28 protein-coding genes and 1 riboswitch are annotated in these 24,851 nt (G+C 43.5%); of the genes, 15 read left to right on the top strand and 13 right to left on the bottom strand.

Annotated elements, in window-relative coordinates:
- Positions 1-352 precede the first annotated feature (352 nt).
- From N5J47_RS08040 to N5J47_RS08025, 4 genes are read left to right on the top strand one after another with little or no spacing between them, the layout of a single operon-like run.
- On the top strand, positions 353-2,383 hold the full coding sequence (locus tag N5J47_RS08040; RefSeq protein WP_279959475.1) for a Zn-dependent oligopeptidase: 2,031 nt from the start codon (positions 353-355) through the stop codon (positions 2,381-2,383).
- Positions 2,384-2,395: 12 nt separating this feature from the next.
- Entirely contained in the window at positions 2,396-3,334 is a 939-nt protein-coding gene (locus N5J47_RS08035; RefSeq protein WP_279959474.1) for an ABC transporter permease, read from the top strand.
- Positions 3,335-3,343: 9 nt separating this feature from the next.
- Positions 3,344-4,480 (top strand): ABC transporter permease, encoded by a 1,137-nt coding sequence (locus N5J47_RS08030; protein WP_279959473.1) that lies wholly within the window; start codon positions 3,344-3,346, stop codon positions 4,478-4,480.
- A 12-nt stretch (positions 4,481-4,492) separates the two neighbouring features.
- Positions 4,493-6,223 carry an ABC transporter ATP-binding protein gene (locus N5J47_RS08025; RefSeq protein WP_279959472.1) on the top strand — a complete coding sequence of 577 codons (1,731 nt, stop codon included), beginning with the start codon at positions 4,493-4,495 and terminating at the stop codon, positions 6,221-6,223.
- A 55-nt stretch (positions 6,224-6,278) separates the two neighbouring features.
- Here N5J47_RS08025 and rluB read toward each other — a convergent pair whose 3' ends face one another.
- From rluB to N5J47_RS08010, 3 genes are read right to left on the bottom strand one after another with little or no spacing between them, the layout of a single operon-like run.
- On the bottom strand, positions 6,279-7,223 hold the full coding sequence (rluB, locus tag N5J47_RS08020; protein WP_279959471.1) for a 23S rRNA pseudouridine(2605) synthase RluB: 945 nt from the start codon (positions 7,221-7,223) through the stop codon (positions 6,279-6,281).
- Positions 7,224-7,263: 40 nt separating this feature from the next.
- Complete coding sequence (scpB, locus tag N5J47_RS08015) at positions 7,264-7,863, bottom strand: SMC-Scp complex subunit ScpB (RefSeq protein ID WP_267980159.1); 600 nt, start codon at positions 7,861-7,863, stop codon at positions 7,264-7,266.
- Positions 7,860-8,654, bottom strand: a complete 795-nt coding sequence (locus N5J47_RS08010; protein ID WP_279959470.1) for a segregation/condensation protein A — start codon at positions 8,652-8,654, stop codon at positions 7,860-7,862. The genes scpB and N5J47_RS08010 overlap by 4 nt, the downstream gene beginning before the upstream one ends.
- Positions 8,655-8,897: 243 nt before the next feature.
- Here N5J47_RS08010 and N5J47_RS08005 point away from each other — a divergent pair, with 243 nt between their 5' ends.
- Positions 8,898-9,623 (top strand): GNAT family protein, encoded by a 726-nt coding sequence (locus tag N5J47_RS08005; RefSeq protein ID WP_279959469.1) that lies wholly within the window; start codon positions 8,898-8,900, stop codon positions 9,621-9,623.
- Here the strand turns inward: N5J47_RS08005 and N5J47_RS08000 are convergent.
- The 3 genes from N5J47_RS08000 to N5J47_RS07990 all read right to left on the bottom strand — a co-directional run bounded on the left by N5J47_RS08000 (position 9,615) and on the right by N5J47_RS07990 (position 11,803).
- A complete protein-coding gene (locus tag N5J47_RS08000) occupies positions 9,615-10,373 on the bottom strand; it encodes a hypothetical protein (RefSeq protein ID WP_279959468.1) in 759 nt (252 codons plus the stop codon). The two genes, N5J47_RS08005 and N5J47_RS08000, sit on opposite strands and share 9 nt — an antisense overlap.
- A gap of 62 nt (positions 10,374-10,435) precedes the next feature.
- On the bottom strand, positions 10,436-11,053 hold the full coding sequence (locus tag N5J47_RS07995) for an L-threonylcarbamoyladenylate synthase (RefSeq protein ID WP_279959467.1): 618 nt from the start codon (positions 11,051-11,053) through the stop codon (positions 10,436-10,438).
- An 87-nt stretch (positions 11,054-11,140) separates the two neighbouring features.
- Positions 11,141-11,803 carry an elongation factor P hydroxylase gene (locus N5J47_RS07990; RefSeq protein WP_279959466.1) on the bottom strand — a complete coding sequence of 221 codons (663 nt, stop codon included), beginning with the start codon at positions 11,801-11,803 and terminating at the stop codon, positions 11,141-11,143.
- Between the two features lie 96 nt (positions 11,804-11,899).
- On the opposite strand from N5J47_RS07990, the gene N5J47_RS07985 reads away from it, so the two are divergent.
- The 7 genes from N5J47_RS07985 to lysM all read left to right on the top strand — a co-directional run bounded on the left by N5J47_RS07985 (position 11,900) and on the right by lysM (position 16,050).
- Entirely contained in the window at positions 11,900-12,460 is a 561-nt protein-coding gene (locus N5J47_RS07985) for a YceD family protein (RefSeq protein WP_267980167.1), read from the top strand.
- 79 nt (positions 12,461-12,539) lie between these two features.
- Complete coding sequence (gene rpmF / locus N5J47_RS07980; protein WP_004638135.1) at positions 12,540-12,725, top strand: 50S ribosomal protein L32; 186 nt, start codon at positions 12,540-12,542, stop codon at positions 12,723-12,725.
- Positions 12,726-12,921: 196 nt separating this feature from the next.
- Complete coding sequence (gene fabD, locus N5J47_RS07975; protein WP_279959465.1) at positions 12,922-13,908, top strand: ACP S-malonyltransferase; 987 nt, start codon at positions 12,922-12,924, stop codon at positions 13,906-13,908.
- Positions 13,905-14,639, top strand: a complete 735-nt coding sequence (gene fabG, locus N5J47_RS07970) for a 3-oxoacyl-ACP reductase FabG (protein WP_279959464.1) — start codon at positions 13,905-13,907, stop codon at positions 14,637-14,639. Before fabD ends, fabG begins: the two co-directional genes overlap by 4 nt.
- An 86-nt stretch (positions 14,640-14,725) precedes the next feature.
- Entirely contained in the window at positions 14,726-14,962 is a 237-nt protein-coding gene (gene acpP / locus N5J47_RS07965) for an acyl carrier protein (protein ID WP_004655272.1), read from the top strand.
- Between the two features lie 187 nt (positions 14,963-15,149).
- Complete coding sequence (acpP, locus tag N5J47_RS07960) at positions 15,150-15,392, top strand: acyl carrier protein (protein WP_279959463.1); 243 nt, start codon at positions 15,150-15,152, stop codon at positions 15,390-15,392.
- Positions 15,393-15,576: 184 nt separating this feature from the next.
- Positions 15,577-16,050, top strand: coding sequence for a peptidoglycan-binding protein LysM (gene lysM / locus N5J47_RS07955; protein WP_267980171.1), 474 nt, complete (start codon positions 15,577-15,579; stop codon positions 16,048-16,050).
- Positions 16,051-16,128: 78 nt separating this feature from the next.
- Here lysM and N5J47_RS07950 read toward each other — a convergent pair whose 3' ends face one another.
- The gene (locus N5J47_RS07950; RefSeq protein WP_279959462.1) at positions 16,129-16,896 is read right to left on the bottom strand and encodes a hydroxymethylpyrimidine/phosphomethylpyrimidine kinase; all 768 of its coding nucleotides are present in this window, start codon (positions 16,894-16,896) and stop codon (positions 16,129-16,131) included.
- A gap of 93 nt (positions 16,897-16,989) precedes the next feature.
- Here N5J47_RS07950 and N5J47_RS07945 point away from each other — a divergent pair, with 93 nt between their 5' ends.
- Positions 16,990-17,664, top strand: coding sequence for an HAD-IA family hydrolase (locus N5J47_RS07945; RefSeq protein ID WP_279959461.1), 675 nt, complete (start codon positions 16,990-16,992; stop codon positions 17,662-17,664).
- A 51-nt stretch (positions 17,665-17,715) separates the two neighbouring features.
- Here N5J47_RS07945 and ribB read toward each other — a convergent pair whose 3' ends face one another.
- Positions 17,716-18,375 (bottom strand): 3,4-dihydroxy-2-butanone-4-phosphate synthase, encoded by a 660-nt coding sequence (gene ribB, locus N5J47_RS07940; protein WP_279959460.1) that lies wholly within the window; start codon positions 18,373-18,375, stop codon positions 17,716-17,718.
- A gap of 96 nt (positions 18,376-18,471) precedes the next feature.
- A riboswitch (FMN riboswitch) is annotated at positions 18,472-18,630 on the bottom strand.
- A 186-nt stretch (positions 18,631-18,816) separates the two neighbouring features.
- Here ribB and N5J47_RS07935 point away from each other — a divergent pair.
- Positions 18,817-19,032 (top strand): hypothetical protein, encoded by a 216-nt coding sequence (locus tag N5J47_RS07935; RefSeq protein ID WP_279959459.1) that lies wholly within the window; start codon positions 18,817-18,819, stop codon positions 19,030-19,032.
- Between the two features lie 11 nt (positions 19,033-19,043).
- Positions 19,044-20,225, top strand: coding sequence for a hypothetical protein (locus tag N5J47_RS07930; protein ID WP_279959458.1), 1,182 nt, complete (start codon positions 19,044-19,046; stop codon positions 20,223-20,225).
- A 9-nt stretch (positions 20,226-20,234) separates the two neighbouring features.
- Here N5J47_RS07930 and N5J47_RS07925 read toward each other — a convergent pair whose 3' ends face one another.
- The 5 genes from N5J47_RS07925 to N5J47_RS07905 all read right to left on the bottom strand — a co-directional run bounded on the left by N5J47_RS07925 (position 20,235) and on the right by N5J47_RS07905 (position 24,677).
- Positions 20,235-22,025 carry a patatin-like phospholipase family protein gene (locus N5J47_RS07925; protein WP_279959457.1) on the bottom strand — a complete coding sequence of 597 codons (1,791 nt, stop codon included), beginning with the start codon at positions 22,023-22,025 and terminating at the stop codon, positions 20,235-20,237.
- Positions 22,026-22,203: 178 nt separating this feature from the next.
- Positions 22,204-22,584 (bottom strand): aspartate 1-decarboxylase, encoded by a 381-nt coding sequence (gene panD, locus N5J47_RS07920; protein WP_004655255.1) that lies wholly within the window; start codon positions 22,582-22,584, stop codon positions 22,204-22,206.
- A 145-nt stretch (positions 22,585-22,729) separates the two neighbouring features.
- Positions 22,730-23,311: an aminoacyl-tRNA hydrolase gene (gene pth / locus N5J47_RS07915; RefSeq protein ID WP_004676505.1), complete on the bottom strand. Its 582-nt coding sequence runs from the start codon at positions 23,309-23,311 to the stop codon at positions 22,730-22,732.
- A gap of 19 nt (positions 23,312-23,330) precedes the next feature.
- The gene (gene rplY / locus N5J47_RS07910) at positions 23,331-23,627 is read right to left on the bottom strand and encodes a 50S ribosomal protein L25 (protein WP_004799726.1); all 297 of its coding nucleotides are present in this window, start codon (positions 23,625-23,627) and stop codon (positions 23,331-23,333) included.
- Positions 23,628-23,723: 96 nt separating this feature from the next.
- Entirely contained in the window at positions 23,724-24,677 is a 954-nt protein-coding gene (locus N5J47_RS07905) for a ribose-phosphate pyrophosphokinase (RefSeq protein ID WP_004676510.1), read from the bottom strand.
- Positions 24,678-24,851: the final 174 nt, after the last annotated feature.

The following is a 24,851-nucleotide window of genomic DNA, read 5'->3' as shown; positions in this document are numbered from 1 at the left end:
TGCGGCAGGCTAATGATAAAATTGGATGAGAACTCGGCAGGACTCCGCCAAGATAATTATTTTTTAACAAGCTGGAGAAATATTTAGGTTGATACTAACTTTTGTAAAGACATTATCATCACAACATGGCACAGCCATAAATGTTGTGTAAAGTTTTTATGTTTTCGCATAGGCAATACCTTACTTTTCAGGGATGAAAAGTAATCAAAAATCCTTTGTTGGGCTGATGGTACTTCCCTGATACCACAGCCCAACGGGCGGCATCCATGCCGCCTCCACGATAGTAAATATTGATTTAGATTTTGAAAGTAAGAATCTTTTGAAAATTAGTATTAAATTGAACAGAATTGGAATGAATTGGAGAAAGCGTGTGGCAAAAAAGAAACTAACAAATTTGGGGCTATGCTTTATTGGTCTTTGTGGGATGAATCAAGCAGTATGGGCAGAACCAGCACGCGCTACCTTACCTATTCTAAAACTCGCTGACCAGCCGCAATGGTGTGATGCCAGTATTCAAAAACTCCAACAACGAATCACCGAACTCGAAAAAAGACCAGTAAAAGCCAACGCGAATGCTGCACCTGTTTTAGCAGAATGGGATGCCTTTATGGCGATGTTTGAGGACTTGACCAATCCGATCAGCTTATATCGTAATGTCTATCCTGATGCGAAATTTCGTCAGGCAGCAGATGACTGTATTGTGAAAATGGAACAGTTGCAGACCGATTTATATCAGAACCCAAAACTCTATCAACGCATTAAAAATAGCAAAGCAACTGATCCAATTGATATGAAATATCGTCAGGATATTTTAACTGACTTTGAAAATACAGGTGTGCAATTGTCATCTGCAAAAAGAACACGCCTAAAGGAAATCCGTAACCTGCAAACCCAACTTTCACAGCAATTTACCCGTAACATTAATGATAATCCTGAAAAACTGGAATTTACCCCAGATGAGTTAAAAGGCTTGCCAGAAAGCTATCTCGCCAATGCCAAGAAAAATGACAAGGGTAACTATTTGCTGGGTTTTGATTATCCTGCCTATCAGCCGTTTATGGAACTTTCTGAGAGTGATGCAGCACGTAAACGTTACCAGACTGCTTTTACCCGACGGGGTACAGAAAAGAATCTGGACTTGCTCAAACAGATTATTGACCTACGTTATGAACAGGCACAGTTATTCGGTGAACCAAGCTATGCCGATCTCGCCTTAAAAAAACGCATGGCGAAAAATCCAAAAACGGTGAATGATTTCCTGAATAACATTTACCAGATTGTGACGCCACTTGAGCAAAAGGAAATGCAGGAATTAAGGGAATTTAAGGCAAAAACACTAAATATTCCTTTAGAACAGGCAGAGATTACACGCTGGAACGTGGGCTATTGGACAGAAAAATTACGCAAGGATAAATACCAGATTGATCAGGAAAAAATGCGTGATTATTTCCCAACTTTAGCGGCACAGAAATGGTTGTTTGCGATTTCCTCAAATCTGTATGGCATCGAGTTTAAGCCTGCCAAAGTGGATACATGGCAGGATGAAGTTGAATATTATGATGTGACCGACCAGAAAACAGGGCAACTGCTTGGCAGTTTGTATATGGACAAATTTCCGCGTGAAGGCAAATATGGCCATGCGGCGGTGTGGGGCGTGTATGGCGGTAGCCGCCTGACAGGACGTAAACCGATTTCAGTGTTGGTGACCAACTTTAATCGTAAAGGTTTAAACAGCAATGAGCTGGAAACCTTTGTGCATGAATTTGGACATGCCTTGCATGGCATTTTGTCCGATACCCGTTATGTAGGGCAGTCGGGTACGTCAGTTGAGCGTGACTTTGTTGAAGCACCATCGCAGATGTATGAAGAATGGGCGAGACGTAAGGAAACCTTGTCTAAAGTGGCAGACTATTGTGACCCAGCCTGCCCACGTATTGATGATGCGCTGATTGAACGGTTAAATGCGGTACACAATTATGGACGTGGCGCACGTTATGCTCGCCAAACCCTGTATGCACAATATGATATGGCATTGCATGACAAAGACCCTCGCCAGCTACAACCACTGGGTGTCTGGAAAAAAATGGAATCGGCAACCGCATTGGGCTATGTGGAAAATACCCAATTCCCAGGACAATTCGGACATTTAATGGGCTATCAGGCGGGCTACTACGGCTATATGTGGTCGGAAGTGCTGGCACTGGATATGTTATCTGCCTTTGGGGATAACCTGAATAATTCAGAAATTGGGCAACGTTATCGTCAAACGGTTTTGTCACAAGGCAGCCAGAAAAAAGCGGCTGAACTGGTGAAAGATTTTCTGGGTAGGGCGCCTGACAACAAGGCATTTCTGGATGAAATTACAGGACAACGAGTCAAATAAGGATGTGCCAAGATGTTTGCTTATGTCGTGCGTAGACTCTGGCAAATGATTCCAACCATGTTGGGTGTCATTTTGCTGATTTTTTTCCTGTTTAACTGGATTGGTGGCGACCCTGCCTATATTCTGGCAGGCAAAATGTCTAATCCTGAACAGATTGAAAATATCCGTAAACAGTTGGGCGTGGATCAGCCTTATTACGTGCAACTCTGGATTTTTATTCAGCAAATCCTGACCTTTGACTATGGCGCAAGCTGGAGTACAGGTGAATCGGTATCGCAGATTATCTTGACCCGTTTGGGGCCATCACTGACCTTATTGGTTCCACTGGTGATTCTGCAAACCGTGATCTCGATTGTGCTGGCCTTGGCGGTGGCATCGGTACGTGGTTCACTGACAGACCGTATGGTCATGATGCTGTGTACCATTGGCATGTCGATCAGTATTTTGGTCTATATCATCATTTTCCAGTATGTTTTGGCTTACCAGTTGGGCTGGTTTCCTGTACAGGGCTGGAGTGACAGCTTTCGCGAAAATCTATTTTATTATTCCTTGTTGCCGATCCTGATTATGTTGGTGGTCAGCATTGCACCCACCTTACGTCTGTATCGTAGTTTTGTGCTGGATGAAGTTCATCAGGACTATGTGCGGACGGCCCGTGCCAAAGGTGTGCCTGAAACACGGGTTTTGGGCATTCATGTGTTGCGTAATGCCTCGATTCCAATTGTGACTGAGGTCATGGCAAGCCTGCCTGCCTTGTTGATTGGGGCATTTCTGATTGAGCGTTTCTTTGGGATTCCTGGCATTGGGCGGGAAATTATTATTGCGGTGGAACGCAGTGATTTTCCTGTGATTAAGGCGATTACAGTCTATGTGGCAGCCGTCACCATGATTTTTAATTTGATTGCTGATCTGATTTATAAAGCTATCGACCCTCGTGTTCAGTTGAAATAGGAGGGGATGATGCTCAGTACAATTTTTAAAAATAAAGCCTCCACTGATCAATCTACAAAGTCGAATGGATTGTGGTATCTGGCATTGAATCGATTAAAAGCAGATCGGATTGCGGTGATCTCTTTTATCGTGGTTTTATTCTATTTTATTATGCTTGCTCTCTCCATGACAGGTGTGATTGCATCGAACTGGAATAAAGAAGTAGCGGTGAGTTATGCGCCACCTACATTTCTGGGTGCGGAGGCTGAACAAATAACAGCAACGACTGAAACGACAGCAATACTGCCTGAAAATCCAGTTGATCCACTCAAAGATGTGATTCAACAACTGAATGCAGAGATTCAAGCGGAACAACACGGCAGTTCAGCCATAGACAACTATGGCATAGTTGATCCGTTGGCTGCGGATATGCAGGCAATTGATCAGCAGTTGGGCGGACATCTACTCGATCAACAACAGCAACTAAAAACCACCTTGCCATTTGGGGCAGACAAATGGGGACAGGATGTTTTGCTTAAAACCATTAAAGGGGCTGAAACTTCAATTTTAGTGGGACTATTGGCAGCATTGTTGGCGGTAGTAATAGGCACATTTTTAGGCGCAATCGCGGGCTATTTTGGTGGTTGGGTCGATGATGTACTGAACTGGTTCTATAATATCTTTACCTCAATTCCTTACCTATTATTGGTGCTGGCAATTGCTGCGGTGTTACAGCAAAAAGGCATTCTCTCGATTGTTCTCATTCTGGGTTTAACGGGTTGGACAGGGGTATTCCGTTTGATTCGTGCTGAATATATGAAGCACAAATCCCGTGAATATGTGTTGGCAGCCAAAGCCATTGGCGTAAGTAACAGCCGTCGTATGTTTGTGCATATTTTTCCGAATGTGAGCCATATTGCCTTGGTACAGATTTCGATTCTAGTGGTGTCCTTTATTAAATCTGAAGTCATCCTCAGCTTTCTGGGTTTTGGGGTACCTGTTGGTGTGGTGTCATGGGGCAGTATGCTCAATGAAGCACAAAGCGAATTGATTTTGGGGAAATGGTGGCAACTGGCTGCGGCTTCGATTGCGATGGCGGTTTTGGTCACAGCATTTTCAATGTTTACTGATGCATTGCGTGATGCACTTGATCCCAAACTAAAATAGCGGAGCAATAAGATGCAAAATAATCATGAAACGCCGTTATTGGAAGTCGAAAATCTTCATATCAGTTTTAAGGGTGAAAACCAGCAGTGGATTGAAACGGTCAAGGGTATTTCATTTAATATTCCAAAAAATAAAACGGTTGCTTTAGTGGGTGAATCGGGTAGTGGTAAGTCGGTGACTTCATTGGCGATTATGGGTTTGCTACCGAAAGCGCAAAGCAAGATTGCCAATCAAAGCAAGATCAGTTTTGAGGGTAAGGATTTACTGAATTTATCTACAAAGGAAATCCGTCAAATTTGTGGCAAAGACATTGCCATGATTTTTCAGGAACCGATGTCATCGCTGAATCCTGTATTTACGGTGGGTGATCAGATTGCCGAAGTGCTTCGTATTCATTTAGGTATGAATCGTAAACAGGCAAGAATACGTGTTCTGGAATTGCTGCATGAAGTCGGTATGCCATCACCTGAAAGCAAAATAGATGCTTATCCAAGCCAGCTTTCAGGTGGTCAGCAGCAACGGGTGATGATTGCAATGGCAATTGCCTGTAAACCAAAACTTCTCATTGCCGATGAACCGACCACAGCTTTGGATGTCACCATTCAAAAACAGATTATTGATTTATTGGAATCATTGCGACAACGCCATCAGATGTCGATGCTATTTATTACCCATGATCTGGCTTTAGTCGGTGAAATCGCCGATGAAGTGATTGTAATGCGTCATGGCGAAATCCGTGAAGCAGGTAAGGCTGGACAGGTGTTGCAACAGCCCAAAGATGTTTATACCCGTGCTTTGTTGCATTGCCGTCCACAATTGTCATCCCGTCCATATCGTTTACCCGTGACCAGTGATTTTATGAAACTGGAAAATGGACAATTGGTTGAGGTCAGCAATTTAGCCAAACTTAACCTAAAGCAACGTAGTAGAGGACTGACAGGCGAAGAACCGATTATTCTGGATGTCAAAGACCTGAAGAAATCGTTTTATAGTCGTAAAGGATTATGGGGCAAATATGAATTCCAGGCAGTCAAAGGCGTGTCATTTCAGTTGGCGAAAGGTAAGACTTTAGGACTAGTAGGGGAGTCGGGTTCAGGTAAAACCACGATTGGTCTATTGCTGATGCGATTGCATCAAGCCACAGGTGGACAAGCCTTGATTGGTGGCAAAGATATTCTGTCCATGACTGAAAAAGAGTTTTCGCAGTATCAGCGCAAGATTCAGATCATCTTCCAGAATCCCTATGCATCACTCAATCCCCGTTTTACCATTGGGCAGATTTTACTTGAACCGATGCGGATTCATGGCATTGGTCAGAATGATGCAGAACGTAAAAAGATGGCTTTGGAGTTACTGGAGAAAGTCAGTTTACCTGTAGATGCCTATGACCGTTATCCACATGAATTTTCTGGTGGACAACGCCAGCGAATTGCGATTGCCCGTTGCCTCACCTTAAAGCCAGAAATTTTAATCTGTGATGAGTCGGTTTCTGCGCTGGATGTGTCGGTACAGGCGCAGGTGCTGAATCTGTTGCAGGATTTACAGGACGAATTTGGGCTGAGTTATATTTTCATTTCACATGATTTATCGGTAGTGAAGTACATTTCTGATCAAGTCATGGTGATGAATCATGGTGAAGTGGTGGAAATTGCCAATTCGGATGAACTGTATTTGCATCCGCAGCATGAATATACCAAGAAGCTGCTCAATGCGATTCCACAGGGGATCGGTCACCATCATTAAAGTTCAGCCATAAAAAAATGCTCTAATCAGAGCATTTTTATTTCAAGGCAAAAGATTAAAACTTCTTAAAGCCTTTATTGAAACCAATGGTTTTACGACCATTGTTACTATTATTACCGTTATTACTAGAACGCTGCTGGTCTTGCTGTTCATCATCACGGCGCTGTTGACGTAGATAGCCACCACGACGTGCAGCCAATGGCTTCTCCGCCATTTTTTCAGTACGGCGTTTTGCCATACCAAACAAGCCTGTACCCTGACGTGGCTTCAACTCAACTGATTTTGCCAGATTATCAATATCGGCTCGATCCAGCTCCATCCAGCGACCTGTACGCAACTCACGCGGCAGGATCACCGTACCATAACGGGTACGCAACAAGCGGCTGACCTTCAAGCCTTGTGATTCAAAGATACGGCGGACCTCACGGTTACGGCCTTCTTTCACCACTACCTGATACCAACGGTTGATACCATCGCCACCAATTTCAGAGAATGACTCAAACTTGGCAGGACCATCTTCAAGTTCAACACCCTTGAGCATGTTGTTACGGATTTGTGGGGTCACTTCACCCATCACACGCACCGCATATTCACGTTCAACTTCGTTGGATGGGTGCATCAGGCGATTAGCCAGTTCACCATCGTTAGTGAATAACAACAAGCCTGTACTGTTAATGTCCAGACGGCCCACCATCACCCAGCGGTCATTTGCGATTTGAGGCAAATGATCAAATACGGTCGGGCGTTTTTCAGGGTCATTGCGCGAGCAGATCTCACCCTCTGGCTTATAGTAAATCAAGACACGACGACGAATTTCATCTTCAATCTGGAACTGTACCTTACGGCCGTCAATACGCAGTTCATCAGTTGGTTCGATACGCTCACCCACCTGGGCAATACGACCATTGATGCTGACACGGCCAGCAGCAATCACCTCTTCCATATAACGACGTGAGCCTAACCCGACTCTCGCCAACACCTTTTGTAATTTTTCACTCATGACAGCACAACCTTAGACATAATGATCAACAGTTCACCTCTCAAGACTTCGGTGCATGTGCATCGAGAGCCATGAATGCTTCCTTGGCGTTCTGTAGGGGAGGCAATTGATTTAATGACACTAAACCAAAAGCATTTAAAAATTGGGGCGTTGTAATCAACAACGCAGGTCTTCCAGGCAAATCCCTGAAACCAGCTTCTTTAATCCAGTTCCAGTCAAATAAATTTCTTAAAATCTGGCTATTATTCGATACACCACGAATCTGTTCAATATCGGCGCGAGTGACAGGCTGATGATACGCAATCACGGCGACTGTTTCGAGCAACGATGGTGATAATTTAGTTGGGCGTTCAGGCCAAACCTGGGCAATAATATTACGGTACTTTGCCCGCACCTGAAAACGAAAGCCCTGTGCCGTTTCAATCAGTTCAATTGAACGGCCATGCTGCAACATGGCAAGCTGCTGCAAGAATGTACGTAACTGTTGCTTATTATATTGGTTTTGAAAGGCTTCTTTTAGCCGTGCAAGCGAGACTGGTGAGTCACTGGCAAACAAGATTGCTTCGATCTGCAATAAAACGTCATGATGAATATCTTCAAGTGACATTCCCTCATTCGTGTCAAACTGGTCTAAACTCATGCGGCAGTCCCCTGAACAGTCAGTGGGGCTTCAATGCCTGTATGGATAATCTGGATTTTTTGCTGACGTGTTAGTTCCAGCACCGCCATAAAGGTCACCACCATGCCCATACGACCCTGCTTGGGATTGAGCAGTTCAATAAAACTTAAGTTTTCACCAGATGCAAGCTGGCTTTCAATATATGCCATACGCTCTTCAAGCAATACAGGTTCTTGTGCAACCACATGGATGATGGGTTCAGGGCGGTTAAAGATACAGAATAATGCGTCACGCAGGGCATCGACATCATAACCCTCGTAGATTGGGGCAATATGACCAATACTGACATTGGTACTAAAGGTATCCCGCTCAAAAATTGGCATTTGCCCCAGACGTTCAGCCGCCTGTTTAATGCGTAAATAGGTTTCCAGACGATCAATCAGTTCCTGTTTAGGGTCTTTCTCAAATTGATCAACAACCTTGGGTTTAGGAAGTAATAAACGTGATTTTAAGTCGGCGAGTAGCGCTGCCATCACCATATAATCCGCAGTCAGCTCAATATTCAGCGACTTCATGCTGTCCATATAGGAAAGATACTGGGTCGCGATTGGGGAAATGTCGAGCTGCAATAGATCAAAACCATTTTTTTGAATCAGGTAAATCAGAAAATCCAGGGGACCTTCGAATTGTTCGAGTAGGATTTCAAACGCAGCAGGCGGTATGTACAAATCTTCGGGTATAGTCTCCTGCCACTCGTCAAGCACGCGAATGGATGGAGTAGACTCCAGAACTGAGGGGAGAGTTTGATTCATTACCGTTATAAGCCACGCGAATTTTCAAAAGCATGAAAGATATAATTTTGTGTGCAAGGACGACACAATGCTACCAAGAGCTTGGCTATTCTAATCGAAATAGCAAATTTAATAAATTACTCACTTACAAAAACCTTAAAGTTCCCAGGGTATTTTTTATTGTGATGCAATTCCAGCTCGAACAGAGCTAAACCTATGTTTAAATGGGTTTCCAAAAAGACTTTAATTAAACGATAACAGCCAATGAGAAATTATTTAAAAACACAACAGAATCAGTTTGGGCAAATGACTGGTTCTTCACTTGAGGAAAATGTGACTGCGTCTAATGTTCAGGGGGATATGACAGGACGATATGTCAGGCTGGTCGATGTGGCTCATGGCATAACAGATCAGGCGGCAGGGCAGTTATGGGAAGCGATATCAACCGAACCTGATGAACGATGCTGGACCTATCTGCCTTATTCCGCACCACAGAGCCAGCAAAGCCTAAAAGATTCATTACAAAATTTATTTGGCTTCAAGGATTCCAGCCACTTTTTGATTGAGGTTGCTGGAGAGGTACAGGGTTGGGTTGCCTTGTTAAATCCCAGACTTGCACATGGTGCGGTTGAAATTGGCAATGTGTATTTTTCGCATAAGATGAAGCAATCCAGCGCAGCCACAGAAACCATCTTTTTATTGTTACAGCAATGTCTTAACAATGGTTTTAGACGTGTTGAATGGAAATGCGATGATTGGAATGCACCCTCAAAAGCAGCGGCTGGACGCTTTGGTTTTCAATATGAGGGATTGTTTCGTCAGGACCGCGTTATTAAAGGACGAAATCGTAATACGGCATGGTTCTCGATGATTGATGATGAATGGCCAGAATTAGCGCATGCTTATCAGCAATGGTTAAGTCCAGAAAATTTTGATCGGCAGGGGGTTCAGAAACAGCGGTTATCTGAATTGACCTCTAGGCTAGGATAAAAATTCATAGCCTATCATCATTGTAATTGAAAGAATTCCGCCCAAAATGCAGCATAGTTTAAGAAAAACTGGAAAATGCTTCCAGGGTAACTGTGCTGTTCCATAAAGATACAAACTCTCTTTTCTGGAAATAGGATGAAATAATAAACCAATCCCTAGCATTAGCATGAAAGGCAATATAAAACTAATTTGAAATAATACCTCAGGTGGATTCTGATAAATACTAAATAGACATCCACCCGAAATAAGAACAATCACACAGGCAATTACGCGGGTTTGTTGTCGAGATTTAAAAAATTGGGCATCTAAAGCGTATTGATCAATCACAGGGTGGAATACTGCTGGGTCAGGTTGAATTTGTTGCAGTATTTTTACTGCATTTAAAATTTGATAATAGTTTTTAGACTGACGATAAGCTGCAATACAACCCCATGCGAACATTAAACTAACAAGGGCATAGATGAACAGGGTTAAATCAGGAATCAGTGCCCATGCCATTAATGCAGAGATAAGGGTAAGAAAACCGCATAAAAATGTAATCGTTGAGAACTGGGCAATTTTAGAACGTAACCCAAGGCAGATAATACGTTTTCGGGATTCGAAAGTGGGCGCATCTGCACCAAGTGGTAATTTTCCTGACAATTTATCAATAAAAATATCAAAACTGCCATCAGTACGGTCTTGGCCCACACCAAATTGAATGATCTGTTCTAATGTTGCAATGTGTTGCTGCGTGTCACTGCTTTTCATACATATATGTCATTTTTGTTTTGACACGAGTATAAGAAAAATGATCGACTGGTCAACATATCTTATTCAAAAGCACTGACATCACCGACACCACGACGTACAACGACAGGATTTTCTCCCGATAAATCCACAATACTGGTGGTGGATAAGGTGCCAAAACCACCATCCACAAATACATCAATTCGTTTACCCAACTGGTTTTCAATATCGAATGGATCATCCAGAGGGTCTGCCTGATCAGGTAAAATCAGGGTACTGGTCAATAAAGGTTCACCCAGTTCTTTTAATAATGCCTGAGCAATCGGATTGCTTGGAATGCGTAAACCAATGGTTTTTTTCTTCGGATGCATTAAACGCTTTGGCACTTCACTGGTTGCAGGCAAAATAAAGGTGGTGACAGCAGGAGTATTATTTTTTAACAGCCTATACATGGCATTGTCCACTTTGGCATAGGTCGCAATGTCGGATAAGTCACAGCACATAATTGCATATTGATGCTTGGGACCCAGGCCACGAATCTGGGCAATCCGTTCCATCGCATTCTTGTTTCCAATCTGACAGCCAATTGCATAAGCCGCATCGGTTGGATAGACCACAACATCGCCTGCACGAATACGTTCAACTGCCTGAGTGATTAAGCGAGCCTGTGGATTTTCAGGATGAATATGTAAATGTAACATTTTGTAGCTCCCTAATCTAAGTGGCTGAATTAATTATGAAACGTAATTTTAGTGGGGCGCAAGGTCTGGATGTGGTAATTTTGTCATTTAATCAAGGTATTCACGTTTAAATTCATCGAGTTGTAACGGCATGCCTTGACGTGTGCATAGGCAGATGTAATGAATGAAATGTGCTGCATCATGAGGTAGCTTTGCTTCACCCGAAAAATAACGCTGTACTTGGGCAAAAACATTGTCTTTAAACTTTTGCCCATTGCCACAATCACCTGTCAAGTTATCCAGAGACACACGGAATTTCCGACCAAAAGCGGTTGCAAATAACCATTCAATGGCCTGTGGCTTTATTTCAACCTGTTCAAATAAAGCCTGTTGCTCGGCGCTGCGACCATCAGGTGCATACCAATAACCCAGGTCAGGTAAAAGGCGTCGCTTCTCACCAGAAATAGACCAGTGGCTAATTTCATGTAGGGCACTGTTAAAGAAACCATGGGCAAACTGGATTCGTGCAGGCTGTTCAGCGGTGGCTGGGAAATATTCTGGTTCAAAATCACCTTTAACCAAGATGACATTATGGTGGGAAAACCAGTGATTAAAGTGTAAAATAAGCCAATCAACCTGCTCTGGTTCTGTTGTTAAGTTTTGCCAGGATGAGCGTTGCACTTGATCTGGTGCTAACACAGGCGAAAGGGTTGAATGGGTTCCAACAAGTAATGAAGTTGTTACTTCAGGTTGCGGCTGCAACAGGTGCATTGCTTAACTTACCCCGAGTTCTGTTTAAAGAAGTGCAAAATTGTATCTTAATCTTTGACAGAGTACCGATGAATTTGTAGAATTGCCGCCTTAATTATGTCAGCAAACACTTTTCCAAGCCAAATCGAGCCATTTAAATGGGCTGAACAGGGCTATACATGGTCAGGAACACTGCCGTTGTCTCGCTTTGCTCGTATTGCTCGAGAAGCTGTTGGTTCAATTGATGATCAATTGATCAACATAGACTGTAAGCTATCAATGGATGCCTATCATCGTATTGTATGGCTGGATGGACATATTGACACCAAAGTTCCAATGGAGTGCCAACGTTGTTTGGGGCCTGTTGAAATTGAACTGGTTTCAGATTTTCATTTAGCCTTGGTTGATGATGAGTCACTGATAGAGCGATTGGATGAGGATGCTGATTTCATCGTCTTAGGTGAAAGTGAGTCTTCGAAAAAAGGTGATTTTGATACGCCTGCTTCCATTGACTTGCTCGCATTGCTAGAAGATGAATTGTTATTGTTGATGCCTTTGTCTCCCAAGCATGATGCCTGTGAACATAAACATCAACCTGCCGTTCAGGAAGTTGCCGAAGAAAAACGGGATAACCCGTTTGATGTTTTGGCAAGTTTGAAAGGCAAACTTAACTCATAACACAATTTGTGTTATCATGTTGAGTTAAGACAACTGAATTTGTTCTGATCCATTTTTTCGATCTTTGTAAGGAGCCATCATGGCCGTTCAGCAAAACCGTAAAAGTCGCTCTCGCCGTGACATGCGCCGTTCACATGACGCTTTAACCGAGAATGCATTATCTGTAGACCAAACTACTGGTGAAACTCATCGTCGTCACCATGTGACTAAAGACGGTATTTACCGTGGTCGTCAATTATTCGCTAAAGCAGCTGATGCTGAATAATTGAATATATGCATTAAGCGTTAGCTTAAAGTATAGAAAAAATGGGAGCGAAAGCTCCCTTTTTTGTTGTTTTTCGCAATTAAAAAACGATTTAATCAATGGTAAATTGCCGCATCGGGAAAGAGTCTGTTGCCATTCTCATGTAATATCGTGGGTATGGATCAAACTGGCAATAGACCATTTTAAGGATTTTTATATGTCGATTAAACGACTTGGGCAGGCAGCTCAAGCAACAAAAACAGCATTTGTTTTTCCAGGTCAGGGCTCACAGAAAGTGGGTATGCTGGCTGAACTCGCAGAGCAGTTTAGTGTCGTTAAAGATACATTCACAGAAGCTTCAGAAGCAGTTGACTTTGACCTTTGGCAGATTGCACAAAGTGGTGAGGGGTTGGATCAAACGGAAAATACCCAGCCTGTATTGCTCACTGCCAGCATTGCCTTATGGCGTGTCTGGCTGGAACTGGGCGGTGTTGCACCAAAATTCCTTGCTGGCCATTCTCTAGGCGAATACAGTGCACTGGTTGCGGCAGAAGCCATGACCCTTGCCGATGCGGTGAAACTGGTCAATTTACGCGGTAAATTGATGCAGAGTGCGGTTCCTCAAGGTGAGGGGGCAATGGCGGCAATTTTAGGCTTAGCCGATGAGAAAGTGATTGAGCTTTGTAAAAATGCGTCTGCCGCTGGTCAGGGTTCAGTTGATGCCGCCAATTATAATGCACAGGGACAGGTGGTCATTGCGGGTAGCACGGCATTGGTTCAGCAAGTCATGGCTGAGGCAAAAGAGCAGTCTGGTAAGGCGATTGCCCTGCCAGTATCTGTACCATCTCATTGCTCCCTCATGAAACCTGCTGCTGAACAGTTTGCCGAAGCTTTGGAACAAACTGCCATTGAGCTACCCCGTATTCCTGTAATACAAAATGTCAACGCGGAAATCGCAACGGATGTTGCCCAGTTACGTCAGGCGCTCACTGCCCAGTTGTACCAATCAGTGCAATGGACACGTACCATGCAATATCTACAGGATCAGGGTATTCAATATGTGGTTGAATGTGGACCAGGTACGGTGCTCAGCAATCTTGCCAAGCGATTACCGAACATAGAAAAAGCATTTGCGATTGACAGCAAAGCACGTATGGAAGATGCCCTAAGCGCGATCTTGGTGGCAGAAGGAAAAATTGCATGACACAACAACGAAAGGTTGCGTTGGTGACAGGAGCAAGCCGAGGAATTGGCGCAGCAATTGCACAGCAACTCATTCAAGACGGTTTTTTTGTGGTTGGAACTGCGACCTCTGAATCAGGAGCACAAAAACTGACAGAAAGCTTTGCTGAAAATGGGACAGGCGCTGTGCTTGATGTCCGTAGTGGCGAAGCAATTGATGCGCTGGTTTCAGACATCGAGCAAAAATATGGTGCGGTTCTTGTATTGGTCAATAATGCTGGAATCACCAAGGACAACTTATTGCTTCGCATGTCTGAAGATGACTGGGATGACATTCTTAATATTCATCTGAAAGCTGTTTACCGCTTATCCAAGCGGGTACTCAAGGGCATGACCAAGGCACGTTTTGGACGCATTATCAACATCAGTTCAGTGGTCGCACACTTTGCCAATCCAGGACAGGCCAACTACTCCGCAGCGAAAGCAGGCATTGAGGCATTCAGCCGTAGCCTAGCCAAGGAGATGGGCAGCCGCCAGATTACGGTCAACAGTGTGGCACCTGGTTTTATTGCAACAGAAATGACTGATCAGTTAAGCGAAGATGTTCGTAAAAAGATGAGTGATCAAGTAGCTTTAAATCGTCTGGGTGAACCACAAGATATTGCGAATGCAGTGAGTTTCCTTGCCAGCGATAAGGCTAGTTACATTACTGGTACAGTTTTACACGTAAATGGTGGTTTATACATGGCCTAAGTGGTGATGTATAAACTTTTAAAAATTTTTATATTCAATTAAACTAGTGGCAAATTAAAACGCCACAAGCAATGAGGAGAATTCCTGTGAGCGATATCGAACAACGCATCAAACAAGCTGTAGCTGAACAATTAGGTATGCGTGCTGAAGAGATCAAGAATGAAGCATCTTTCATGGATGATTTAGGTGCTGACTCTTTGGATTTGGTTGAACTTGTAATGTCTTTTGAAAATGATTTTGACATCACCATTCCAGATGAAGATTCAAATGAAATTACAACAGTTCAATCTGCAATTGATTATGTAACCAAGAAACTTGGTTAATCATCCTGCATGATCGAAAGCCACCGCAAGGTGGCTTTTTTATGGGCTTAACTTTTCGCTGGAGAGAACATATACATATTTTTACAAGAAAAAATAAACTCTGGATATGAAAAATAACGATTTGAGTGTATAAAATTTATTCGATTTAAAATAACGAATTAAATCATAAAAAATAAAGGGAAATTTTATGGATATAGCAAAACGTATTAAACAAATCATCATTGAGCAATTTAGTGTAGATGAGCAGGAGGTTAAGCCTCATGCAACTTTTACAGAGGATTTAGGGGCCGATTCATTGGGGGTGGTTGAACTCATTATGGCTCTTGAAAGTGAGTTTGGTATTCAAATTCCATATGAAGCGGCAGAGAAAATTATCACAGTCCAATCCGCAATTGATTATATGGCGAATATTGTGGGAGAAAATGCCTAAATTGCATCATGCCTTAAGTTGATCGAAAGCCATCGTAAGGTGGCTTTTTTGTGACCAACTTAAAAATATACATAGATTTACAAGACCACTTTAAATTGAAACCTGAAAGCGAAAAATTTTCGGTATAACTAGAAATAGGTCTATTTTGACCATGCATGCATAAATAATGATAGAGGTAATAACAATGGGTCTTTTTGATTTTGTTAAAGGTATTGGTAAGAAAAATACGGCTCCAGCAGAACCCCAACCTGCGCCAGCAACACCCGCTGAACCCTCAGCTCAGGAAATTGCCAACAAACTATTAGGCTTGATTAAAAGTTTAGGCTTGGGTGTTGAGGGCTTGTCTGTTACCTATAATGGTACGACTGATCTGGCAACAATTAAGGGGCAGGTGAAGAGTCAGGCTGATAAGGAAAAGATTGTCCTTGCGGTTGGAAATGTTGACCATGTGGCACAGGTTGATGACCAGATGACAGTTGAAGCACCTGAACCTGAAAGCAAATTCTATACAGTGAAATCAGGGGACAATTTATCCAAGATTTCAAAAGAATATTATGGTGATCCAAACCAGTACAACAAAATTTTTGAGGCAAACCGACCGTTGTTAAAAAATGCCGATGACATTTTTCCTGGTCAGGTGTTGCGTATTCCACAGTAATTTGTGAATTGTAAAAAAGGCGCATAGGCGCCTTTTTTATTTAATAAATTCTAGACGATTTATCAATTTGAAAATAGCTTAAAATCGCTTTGGAATCTTCTGCCCATTTACCACAGGTGTTTCAGCATTTTTGAGTACACCAAATAACCATGTTTCGGCATGTTGAACTGCAATTTTTAACGAATCACCTAAAGCCAAACGCCCTGCAATAAAGCTTGCCAAGGAACAACCTGAACCATGATATTGACCCTCTAAACGAGGGCAAATACTTTCTGCAATCATTTCACCATTAACATAAAGTACATTACGGATGTGATCAGGCGTATCTTCATGTCCACCTTTCACTAAGACCGCTTTTGCGCCCATCTCAAATAGTTTTTGCGTGGCTTGATCAATATCATCCACGCCCGTTAAAGCCCTTAACTCAACTGTATTGGGGGTAATCACGGTTGCTAAAGGAATCAATTCAACAAAGGCTTTGACCAATGTTGCCTGATCACCCAATGAGCCACCACTATTTGCTACGAGTACAGGATCAAGCACATATAAATAATCAGGATGTTCACGTAAAAATTCAGCCAGAGCAGCAATATTATCCGTTGTACCGAGCATGCCAGATTTAACACAATTAATCGGTAAATCACCCACTACAGTATTGGCTTGTGCCAGCAATAATTCTTTTGAGGTGGCTTCAAAACCAAATACTTGTTGCGAGTTTTGAATGGTAAGGGCAGTACAGGCAATCGCTGCATGCGCACCACTTTGCCCAATCGCTTCAATATCTGCCTGTAAACCAGCACCGCCTGATGGATCTAAACCTGAAAAACAAAGTACGGTTGGACGCACTGCAATTTCCTTTTATGTTGTCATTTAGGCTAGTATAGGGGAGTTTTGAGAAACTCTCGATGATGTTATGTAGGGCTGTAAGAGATTGAACGAATGACGATCAAAAATATTCTGATAGATTTGGATGGAACATTAACTGACCCGAAAGCGGGGATTCATCGTTCAATTCGTTATGCTTTGGAAAAACTGGGTCAACCCTTAGCTGATGAAGTTGATTTGGACTGGACCATTGGCCCACCGCTGAAAGCGTCATTGGCAAAGTTATTGAATACGCAGGATGATGACTTGGCCGAGCAGGCATTGCTTGCTTATCGTGAGCGTTTTTCAGTGACGGGTTTATTTGAAAATGAAGTTTACCCTACAGTTGCCGAGACTTTACAGCAATTGCAAGCACAAGGTTATGCTTTATTTCTAGCGACAGCGAAGCCAACGATTTTTGCCAAACAAATCCTTGTGCATTTTCAGCTAGATTCATATTTTACTGAAATGTATGGCAGTGAATTGACAGGTGAACGTACCAATAAGGCAGACTTGATTGCTTATATTTTGCAGCAGGAAAATTTGAATGCTGCTGAATGTATCATGGTTGGTGATCGTCAGTATGACATTATTGGGGCGCGTGCCAATGGTATTGACACCATTGCGGTGAATTATGGTTATGGAACGGCAGAGGAATTAGCCCAAGCACAACCTATCACACAGATTTCCCAGTTTAGTGAATTGATTGGATGTGTGGCTGAATTAAATGCAGAGCGAAAAGTTTCTTGAAATGTCACTGATAAAAATGCCTTTATGTTTAGAGGCATTTTTATGCTTTAACTAAACATTATGCTTTAAACGATATTGTACTAACTCTTCAATACTAATCACGGTTAAATCATGCGTTTGAGCATAAGCCAAAACCTGAATGCCTGAAGCCATTGAACCATCTGGGTTGGTTAATTCACACAATACCCCCGATGGTTTTAAACCTGCCAAACGTGCTAGGTCAATAGTACCCTCAGTATGTCCACGACGGGTCAGCACACCGCCATCACGTGCGCGTAAAGGGAAAACATGACCTGGACGGTTGAGATCACTGGCAACAGCACCATTTTGGGTGGCAGCTAAAACAGTCGTTACTCGGTCTTTAGCCGACACTCCTGTGGTCACACCTTGCGCTGCTTCAATGGTGACGGTAAAAGCTGTTTTAAATTGACTGGAATTATCCATGACCATAGGTGGAAGCTCTAAATGTTCAGCCAGTTGTTCGGTTAAGCATAAGCAAACAATACCAGAACCATCACGAATCATTTGTGCCATGACTTCGACTGTTAGTGTTTCAGCGGCAATAATCAGATCAGCTTCATTTTCACGGTCAAAATCATCCATGACCAACACAGGTTTGCCGTGTCGGATATCTTCTAAAGCTTGTTGAATACGGTGTTCAGCAGGGGAAAGGGCTGAAAAGAAAAGTTCGGGTTGGATTAAACTTGACATAATGAAACGCTCTCGTAAATAGGCTACGGTTGAACATTTCAGGACTGATGTAAAAATAAGCGTGCACAAAAACAACCCAAAAGAGTGTTTCGGTGGTTTCGTCTTCTTTCATCCGGACTATACCGTCGGCTTTGGCATCTCACCAAATCTGCGAGTATATAAAAATATATACAGGCTCGTGGGCTGGTTAGATCATTCAGTAAAAAATGCCTAACTTACCACCGGTGGGGAATTTCACCCCGCCCTGAAGCGATGTGCCCTGATTATAGCCAAATTTTGTGTGAAAAAGACAACTTTTTATAGAATCAATTGTACTATCAAAATGAAAAAAGTAGCTGAAACCTGTTTGGGATTTTTCTGCTGATGAGTTGAACTGGTAATACTTTTAAATTGAGCATACACTCAAAAGATAAAATAACAATAAAATGGAAGAGTTGGCTGATGGAGAAAATGAATCAAACTGAGCTGGAGCAACTGGCGCAACAGTTACATCGACCTGTAATGAGCCTTAAGGATTTCTCACAATTATCTGAACAGGATTTAAATGTATTAAATCAACAGTTACAACAAACCATTCAACGGGAAAATCGAAGAATCAATCAAAGCTTGTTTCAAATGCCATTCTTTTTGCGTTTATTTTTTAAAAATAACAAGTAAAGGTGGATATGATGACCCGACTCGCTGTTCATGCAGAAATTATCAAGCTTGCCCATATCCTAAATGTATCAGAACAACAACTGGCATTCTTGCAGACATTGGCACCAGAAAGCCTTAGGCAGTTTCGTTTTGCGATCATTGAGTTATTACAGGATCAGCAAAAACCACGCTTTCGCTACTTGGCCAGATGGGTAAATTGGCTACCAAGCTGGCTTACGGTGTTGATGGTCAAGCGTTTTTTAGACCCATTTATTGTGGCGCAAATCGCAGTGCATTTATCCACTGAAAATCTATATCGCATCGCCAAACATTTGTCTGCCAAAACACTGGCCGCCATTTCAGTTTATTTAGACCCACGATTGGCAAGGGAATTATTGGCTTACTTCACCACGCATCAGATTATGGATATTGCCCAAGTGCTGTTGCAACAACGTGACTTTGTGACGATGGGGCGATTTGTCAGCATGTTGTCTGATGAGGTGGTGCAGGATGTCGCGCAGATTGTTGAACAGGAAAGTAACCTACTGGAAATTGCCTTTTATATTGAGTCCAGAGAACGGATTGATCATCTGGTTCATGTGTTGCCGAAACAGCGTATTGAGCAGGCTTTATTGATTATTACTGATTCAGGTCAGCGATTGGTCTGGCCAAAATTATTGGCCTTGATGAGCCATATTGGTTATGGTCTCAAACAGGAATTGGGTGATCTTGCAGTTCAACAGGGTGAGAACGTAATCAATGCGATTATTCAGGCGGCGCAGGAAGATCAGTTGTGGGAGGATATGCTGCCTGTCGTGGCCTGTTTGTCGGAGCAGGCCCAGCATTATGTCGCCAATTTACCTGCCTTACGACAGGTTGAGATTATTCAGAGTATTGTTGCCGCAGCCGATCATTGCGATTTATGGACAGATATGCTGGTGGTGGTCAACTATATGCAGGATGAGGCCAGACAGGCAGTTGCAAGCGCGATTGCCCAAATTGATGAAGAGGTGTTGCATCACATTGCCTATGCATCTTTGTTGCGTTCGCAATGGGAAGTCACCTTTGACATCGTGCGTCGTATGCCCATTGAGAAACAGCAGCAATGCCAGAAAATTCTGGATGCCTATATGCAGCAACTGGATTCAGAGACCTATCAATATTTAGATCGCTTGCTTGAGCGTTATCAGATTCATGCTGCGACTGTACATTAAAATGACTTTTTAGGAAGATGGTAGGGTATCCCGAATAGGCTCGAGTGTTGCCAATGCATGTTCATAGCCCCGTTCCACCAGCTCATCCAGTTTGTGCCAGTCAAACATACCAATCCCTGCGATTGGCATACGAATGTGTAAATTGGCGCGTTCAATGGCGGCTGCCTGAATCATGGTGTCGCTGGCAAGGGTGGCGGTGCGCATGAGAATTTCTGCCAGTCGTGGTGCAGGAAGCAGTTTGTCCTTAATAATTTTATTCCAGTTGAGCAGGGCACTTTGATCAGGTTCTTCCAGACCTATACCAGGCACTCGAATGTCATCATGCAGGCTGACATTGCTGGCGATGATGGTGCCTCTTTCCAGATTCTGCATCACGTCCGTGGGCAGGTTATTAATGACACCACCATCACAGAGCAGATTTTCATGCCAGGCTACAGGTGGGGCAACGCCTGGTACGCTCATACTGGTGCCGACCCATGTTGCCAGTTCGCCCTGATCATGGATGACTGCTTGCCCTGTGGAGAGATTGGTCGAGATGCAGTAATAGGTCTGTTTGAGTTCCTCAATGCGTCGATGCCCAAAAATGGCATGCAGCCGTGCGTGAAAGCGTTGCCCCCGAATCAGTGAGACTCTGGGCATGGTATAGTCATTCAGATAATTGCGCGCCACAAAGGTTTCATAGGCAATATGCGTCATTTCCACACTGTCAAACCCACAGGCGACCAGTGCGGCCACAAAGGCACCCATACTGGTGCCACCAACAATATCAACAGGGATGTGCAGTTGTTCCAGTGCACGGATTAGACCAATATGGGCAAAACCACGCGCACCACCGCCGCCAAGTACCAAGCCCACGCCTTTACTGGAAATCTGTCTGGCAACCGCACAGATATCTGCCTGTGCCCACGGATGAATAAAATAATGGGCGCGGGCATGGTAAAGCTGTTTCCATTGCAAGGTATGGGGAGATGGATCACCGTCAGAGCGTAACAGCACCAGTTCGATGGGGCTTTGCCAATCATATTGATTCAGCACATCAACGAGTTTGGTTTGAATGGGTGTCTGGTTGGCTTCAGCAAGGATCAGGATGCGGTCAGCCTGATGCAGGCAACGTTTTGACCATTCATCATCATTGCGATGGGCTGCATAAAGCACATAACAATGCTTTTCTTCCAGACTGGCTAACCAGTGCCTCAACTTTAAGTCATCGTGACCATAATCAAGTGGGGTTTGGCTAAAGCCATGTCCAAACAACGCATCCACATGCGCTGCCGTAACCAGACGCACGTGGGGCCAGCGTAGTAAATGCTCTGTCAATTTTTCAGCTAAATGAATCGCAGGAATGTGTGCTGAGACAGGAACAACGGATAAGGTTCGGCTATTACTCATGGCATGGGTGTGCTGGAGTTCAGGCTGGGAGCGGGCAATGATCAGACGGGATAGCGCAAACAGCACTTTAGGATGAGACTGGATAAACTCGATAAATTGTGGTTGGGGAATACTGAGCAATGTGGTGTCCCGTGTGGCATGCACCGTGCCATGATGAGGTTGGTTGGCGATCGCTCCCATTTCACCTACAAGTTCATTACGTCCCAGATAGGTGGACAAGCCTGTAGCACTGCTGAGTTTCACCCGTCCATAGGCAATGACATAAACATCGTTGGCAATATCATTGACCTGATAAAGCTGCTGACCTGTTTGTAGATGGCAAATATGGCAATAACTCGCTAGTGTCTCTAGTGTGGCGTGATCCAGTTCGGCAAAGGGCATGACCTTGCCCAAGGTTGTTATCATATCCATATTGATTATAAATTATCTTTATTTTCTATCTATTTAATAAAGCAATACTGGAACATACTTTACAAGTTGGGTTGCGTAAAAATAATGCATTAATTTTAGATATTTTGTATTTTCTCATGGCATGAAAAAAAGCCAGTTTATTTTTAAACTGGCTTTTAGGAATCTTGATGTTTTCTGCTTATGCAATTTGTACAGGAATACAGTTTGCTGTGTGGTTCACTGTATTGTCTGGGTTTGCATAGACCAAACGTGGTTTGTGCAGGTTCGCCTCGACTTCAGTGAAATCACCAAAAGTTGCAATAATCACTAAGTCACCAACATCAGCCTGATGGGCTGCACCACCATTCACTGAAATAATGCCTGAATCATCTTCACCACGAATTGCGTAGGTTGTAAAGCGTTTGCCGTTGGTTACGTTCCATACGTGGATTTCTTCGTATTCACGAATCCCTGCTAAGTCCATTAACACACCATCAATTGCACAGGAACCTTCATAATGAAGTTCCGCATGTGTCACAACTGCGCGGTGAATTTTACATTTTAATAAACGAGATAGCATGGCTAGCGTCTCCTGAGTAAGACCTAAGACGGATATCTTATGGTTGACTTGTCACGTTTCCGCAGGCTGTAGGCGGTTTGATGCGCATTTTGCGCCTAAAACTGCAATATGGCAAGCGTGATTGATCAACAATTTCAGTTTAAGTTTAAGCGGGTTTGTATGCATTAATTTGATTCATGGCCTGTGGAACCTGTCCACTCACAAGCATTTTGACTTGTGATAAGGCATGGGCAATTGCGGCATCCATTAAATCTTGTTCACTGCTGGGAGCTTTGCCAAGCACATGACCAGAAACACGTTCTTTGGAACCAGGATGTCCAATTCCAATGCGTAAACGATGGAAGTTGGGACCCATATGGGGAACGATGTCACGGAGACCATTATGTCCGCCGTGTCCGCCACCTGTTTTCAAGCGAATCACGCCAGGGTCCATATCCAGTTCATCATGAGCAATTAAGATTGACTCAGGTGCAACTTGATAGAATTTGGCGAAAGGGGCAACACTTTGACCAGAACGGTTCATAAAGGTGGTAGGGAGGAGTAAACGTACATCATGGCCCTCAACTTGGCCACGACCACTGTATCCATGAAACTTGGGATCAGCTTTTAAATTGATGCCATAACGGTCTGCAAGCTGTTCAACAAACCAGAAACCTGCATTATGGCGGGTTTGGGCATATTCCTTTCCAGGATTGCCCAAACCAACAATTAGCGAAATACTTGACACTAATTTACGCCTTTAACACTTATGCGCGTTTGAAGTCAGCGTGCATTGGAGTGTTTTTAGCTGGGTGACGTTGCAATGCCTGGATTTTAACATTTTCAACTTTGTCACCGATTTTGATTTCGATTACTTCTTCAAAGAAAGCATTGTTTTCTAAAGCTTTAACGATTTCACGAAGCTCTAAGGTAACAGTCACAGGCTCAGCACTACCACCGTAGATAATCGCTGGAATTTGCGCTGCGTGACGAAGGCGGCGGCTCGCACCTTTCCCTTGTTGAGCAGCTTCACGTGCTTGAGCATTTAATACGAAGTTTGCCATGGGCATATCCTCATTGAGATTTAAGAAACTAAACTTGCGACCAGTTTAGTGATAGAAAGCCCCGCTATAAGGCAGGGCTTGAAAAAAGCTGGGGTATTATAGATAACTATCGAACATTGCGCTAATAGATTCTTCGTTATTAATACGACGAATTGTTTCAGCAACCATGCTGGCAACGGAAACCTGGCGAACTTTGCCTAAGGTTAATGCTTCATCTGAAAGTGGAATGGTGTCAGTCACCACAAGTTCATCAATCACAGAGTTGCGCAGGTTATCAAGTGCCTTGCCAGATAGAACAGGGTGGGTTGCATAGGCAATCACACGGCGGGCACCAAACTGTTTCAGTGCATCAGCCGCCTTGCAAAGCGTACCAGCAGTATCCACCATATCATCGACAATGACACAGTCACGGTCTTTGACGTCACCAATCAAATGCATCACTTGAGATTCATTGGCTTTTTGACGGCGTTTGTCAATGATGGCCAGGTCGATGTCACCCAACTGCTTTGCAACAGCGCGGGCACGAACAACACCACCCACGTCAGGTGAAACCACCATCAGGTTGTCATGTTGTTGCTGACGCAGGTCAGCCAATAACGCTGGTGTACCGTAGATGTTGTCCACTGGAATATCGAAGAAACCCTGAATCTGGTCTGCATGCAGGTCAATCATAACCACACGGTCAATTCCCACAGTGGTCAGCATGTCTGCAACAACCTTGGCGGTAATTGGTACACGGGCAGAACGTGGACGACGGTCTTGGCGTGCATAACCGAAGTAAGGGATGACAGCGGTGATGCGACCAGCACTTGCGCGACGCAAAGCATCTGCCATCACCAGGATTTCCATCAGGTTATCATTGGTTGGGGCACAAGTGGACTGAACGATGAATACGTCTTTACCACGTACATTTTCAGTGATTTCAACTGAAATTTCACCATCAGAGAACTTGCTTACAGCAGCGGCACCTAGAGGGATATGTAAATGGCTTACGACTTTTTGGGCGAACTGTGGATGAGCACTTCCACTAAAAACGACGAGATTGGGCATGAAGCACCTGAGCGAGGATTACGTGAAGCAACGCTTCACCCGAGCGCAAGTGAAAAATCTATGATTTTTCTAAAGAGGATTACGTGAAGCAACGCTTTGCCAAAATATAAAGGGAAAATTTATAATTCTTCAAAATGAAATCAAGTGAAACAATGCTTGATTCAAGTATGGAAA

It is taken from the genome of Acinetobacter sp. GD03645, from assembly GCF_029845285.1.
GTDB lineage: Bacteria > Pseudomonadota > Gammaproteobacteria > Pseudomonadales > Moraxellaceae > Acinetobacter > Acinetobacter corruptisaponis.
The sequence above is the reverse complement of the archived record's forward strand: the minus strand, read 5'-3'. Positions and strand labels throughout refer to the sequence as shown.

Coding starts and splice junctions, on each gene's coding strand:
- N5J47_RS08040 (WP_279959475.1), top strand. CDS start 353: ATGAATTGGAGAAAGCGTGTGGCAAAAAAGAAACTAACAAATTTGGGG.
- N5J47_RS08035 (WP_279959474.1), top strand. CDS start 2,396: ATGTTTGCTTATGTCGTGCGTAGACTCTGGCAAATGATTCCAACCATG.
- N5J47_RS08030 (WP_279959473.1), top strand. CDS start 3,344: ATGCTCAGTACAATTTTTAAAAATAAAGCCTCCACTGATCAATCTACA.
- N5J47_RS08025 (WP_279959472.1), top strand. CDS start 4,493: ATGCAAAATAATCATGAAACGCCGTTATTGGAAGTCGAAAATCTTCAT.
- rluB (WP_279959471.1), bottom strand. CDS start 7,223: ATGAGTGAAAAATTACAAAAGGTGTTGGCGAGAGTCGGGTTAGGCTCA.
- scpB (WP_267980159.1), bottom strand. CDS start 7,863: ATGAGTTTAGACCAGTTTGACACGAATGAGGGAATGTCACTTGAAGAT.
- N5J47_RS08010 (WP_279959470.1), bottom strand. CDS start 8,654: ATGAATCAAACTCTCCCCTCAGTTCTGGAGTCTACTCCATCCATTCGC.
- N5J47_RS08005 (WP_279959469.1), top strand. CDS start 8,898: ATGAGAAATTATTTAAAAACACAACAGAATCAGTTTGGGCAAATGACT.
- N5J47_RS08000 (WP_279959468.1), bottom strand. CDS start 10,373: ATGAAAAGCAGTGACACGCAGCAACACATTGCAACATTAGAACAGATC.
- N5J47_RS07995 (WP_279959467.1), bottom strand. CDS start 11,053: ATGTTACATTTACATATTCATCCTGAAAATCCACAGGCTCGCTTAATC.
- N5J47_RS07990 (WP_279959466.1), bottom strand. CDS start 11,803: ATGCACCTGTTGCAGCCGCAACCTGAAGTAACAACTTCATTACTTGTT.
- N5J47_RS07985 (WP_267980167.1), top strand. CDS start 11,900: ATGTCAGCAAACACTTTTCCAAGCCAAATCGAGCCATTTAAATGGGCT.
- rpmF (WP_004638135.1), top strand. CDS start 12,540: ATGGCCGTTCAGCAAAACCGTAAAAGTCGCTCTCGCCGTGACATGCGC.
- fabD (WP_279959465.1), top strand. CDS start 12,922: ATGTCGATTAAACGACTTGGGCAGGCAGCTCAAGCAACAAAAACAGCA.
- fabG (WP_279959464.1), top strand. CDS start 13,905: ATGACACAACAACGAAAGGTTGCGTTGGTGACAGGAGCAAGCCGAGGA.
- acpP (WP_279959463.1), top strand. CDS start 15,150: ATGGATATAGCAAAACGTATTAAACAAATCATCATTGAGCAATTTAGT.
- lysM (WP_267980171.1), top strand. CDS start 15,577: ATGGGTCTTTTTGATTTTGTTAAAGGTATTGGTAAGAAAAATACGGCT.
- N5J47_RS07945 (WP_279959461.1), top strand. CDS start 16,990: ATGACGATCAAAAATATTCTGATAGATTTGGATGGAACATTAACTGAC.
- ribB (WP_279959460.1), bottom strand. CDS start 18,375: ATGTCAAGTTTAATCCAACCCGAACTTTTCTTTTCAGCCCTTTCCCCT.
- N5J47_RS07935 (WP_279959459.1), top strand. CDS start 18,817: ATGGAGAAAATGAATCAAACTGAGCTGGAGCAACTGGCGCAACAGTTA.
- N5J47_RS07930 (WP_279959458.1), top strand. CDS start 19,044: ATGACCCGACTCGCTGTTCATGCAGAAATTATCAAGCTTGCCCATATC.
- N5J47_RS07925 (WP_279959457.1), bottom strand. CDS start 22,025: ATGGATATGATAACAACCTTGGGCAAGGTCATGCCCTTTGCCGAACTG.
- panD (WP_004655255.1), bottom strand. CDS start 22,584: ATGCTATCTCGTTTATTAAAATGTAAAATTCACCGCGCAGTTGTGACA.
- rplY (WP_004799726.1), bottom strand. CDS start 23,627: ATGGCAAACTTCGTATTAAATGCTCAAGCACGTGAAGCTGCTCAACAA.
- N5J47_RS07905 (WP_004676510.1), bottom strand. CDS start 24,677: ATGCCCAATCTCGTCGTTTTTAGTGGAAGTGCTCATCCACAGTTCGCC.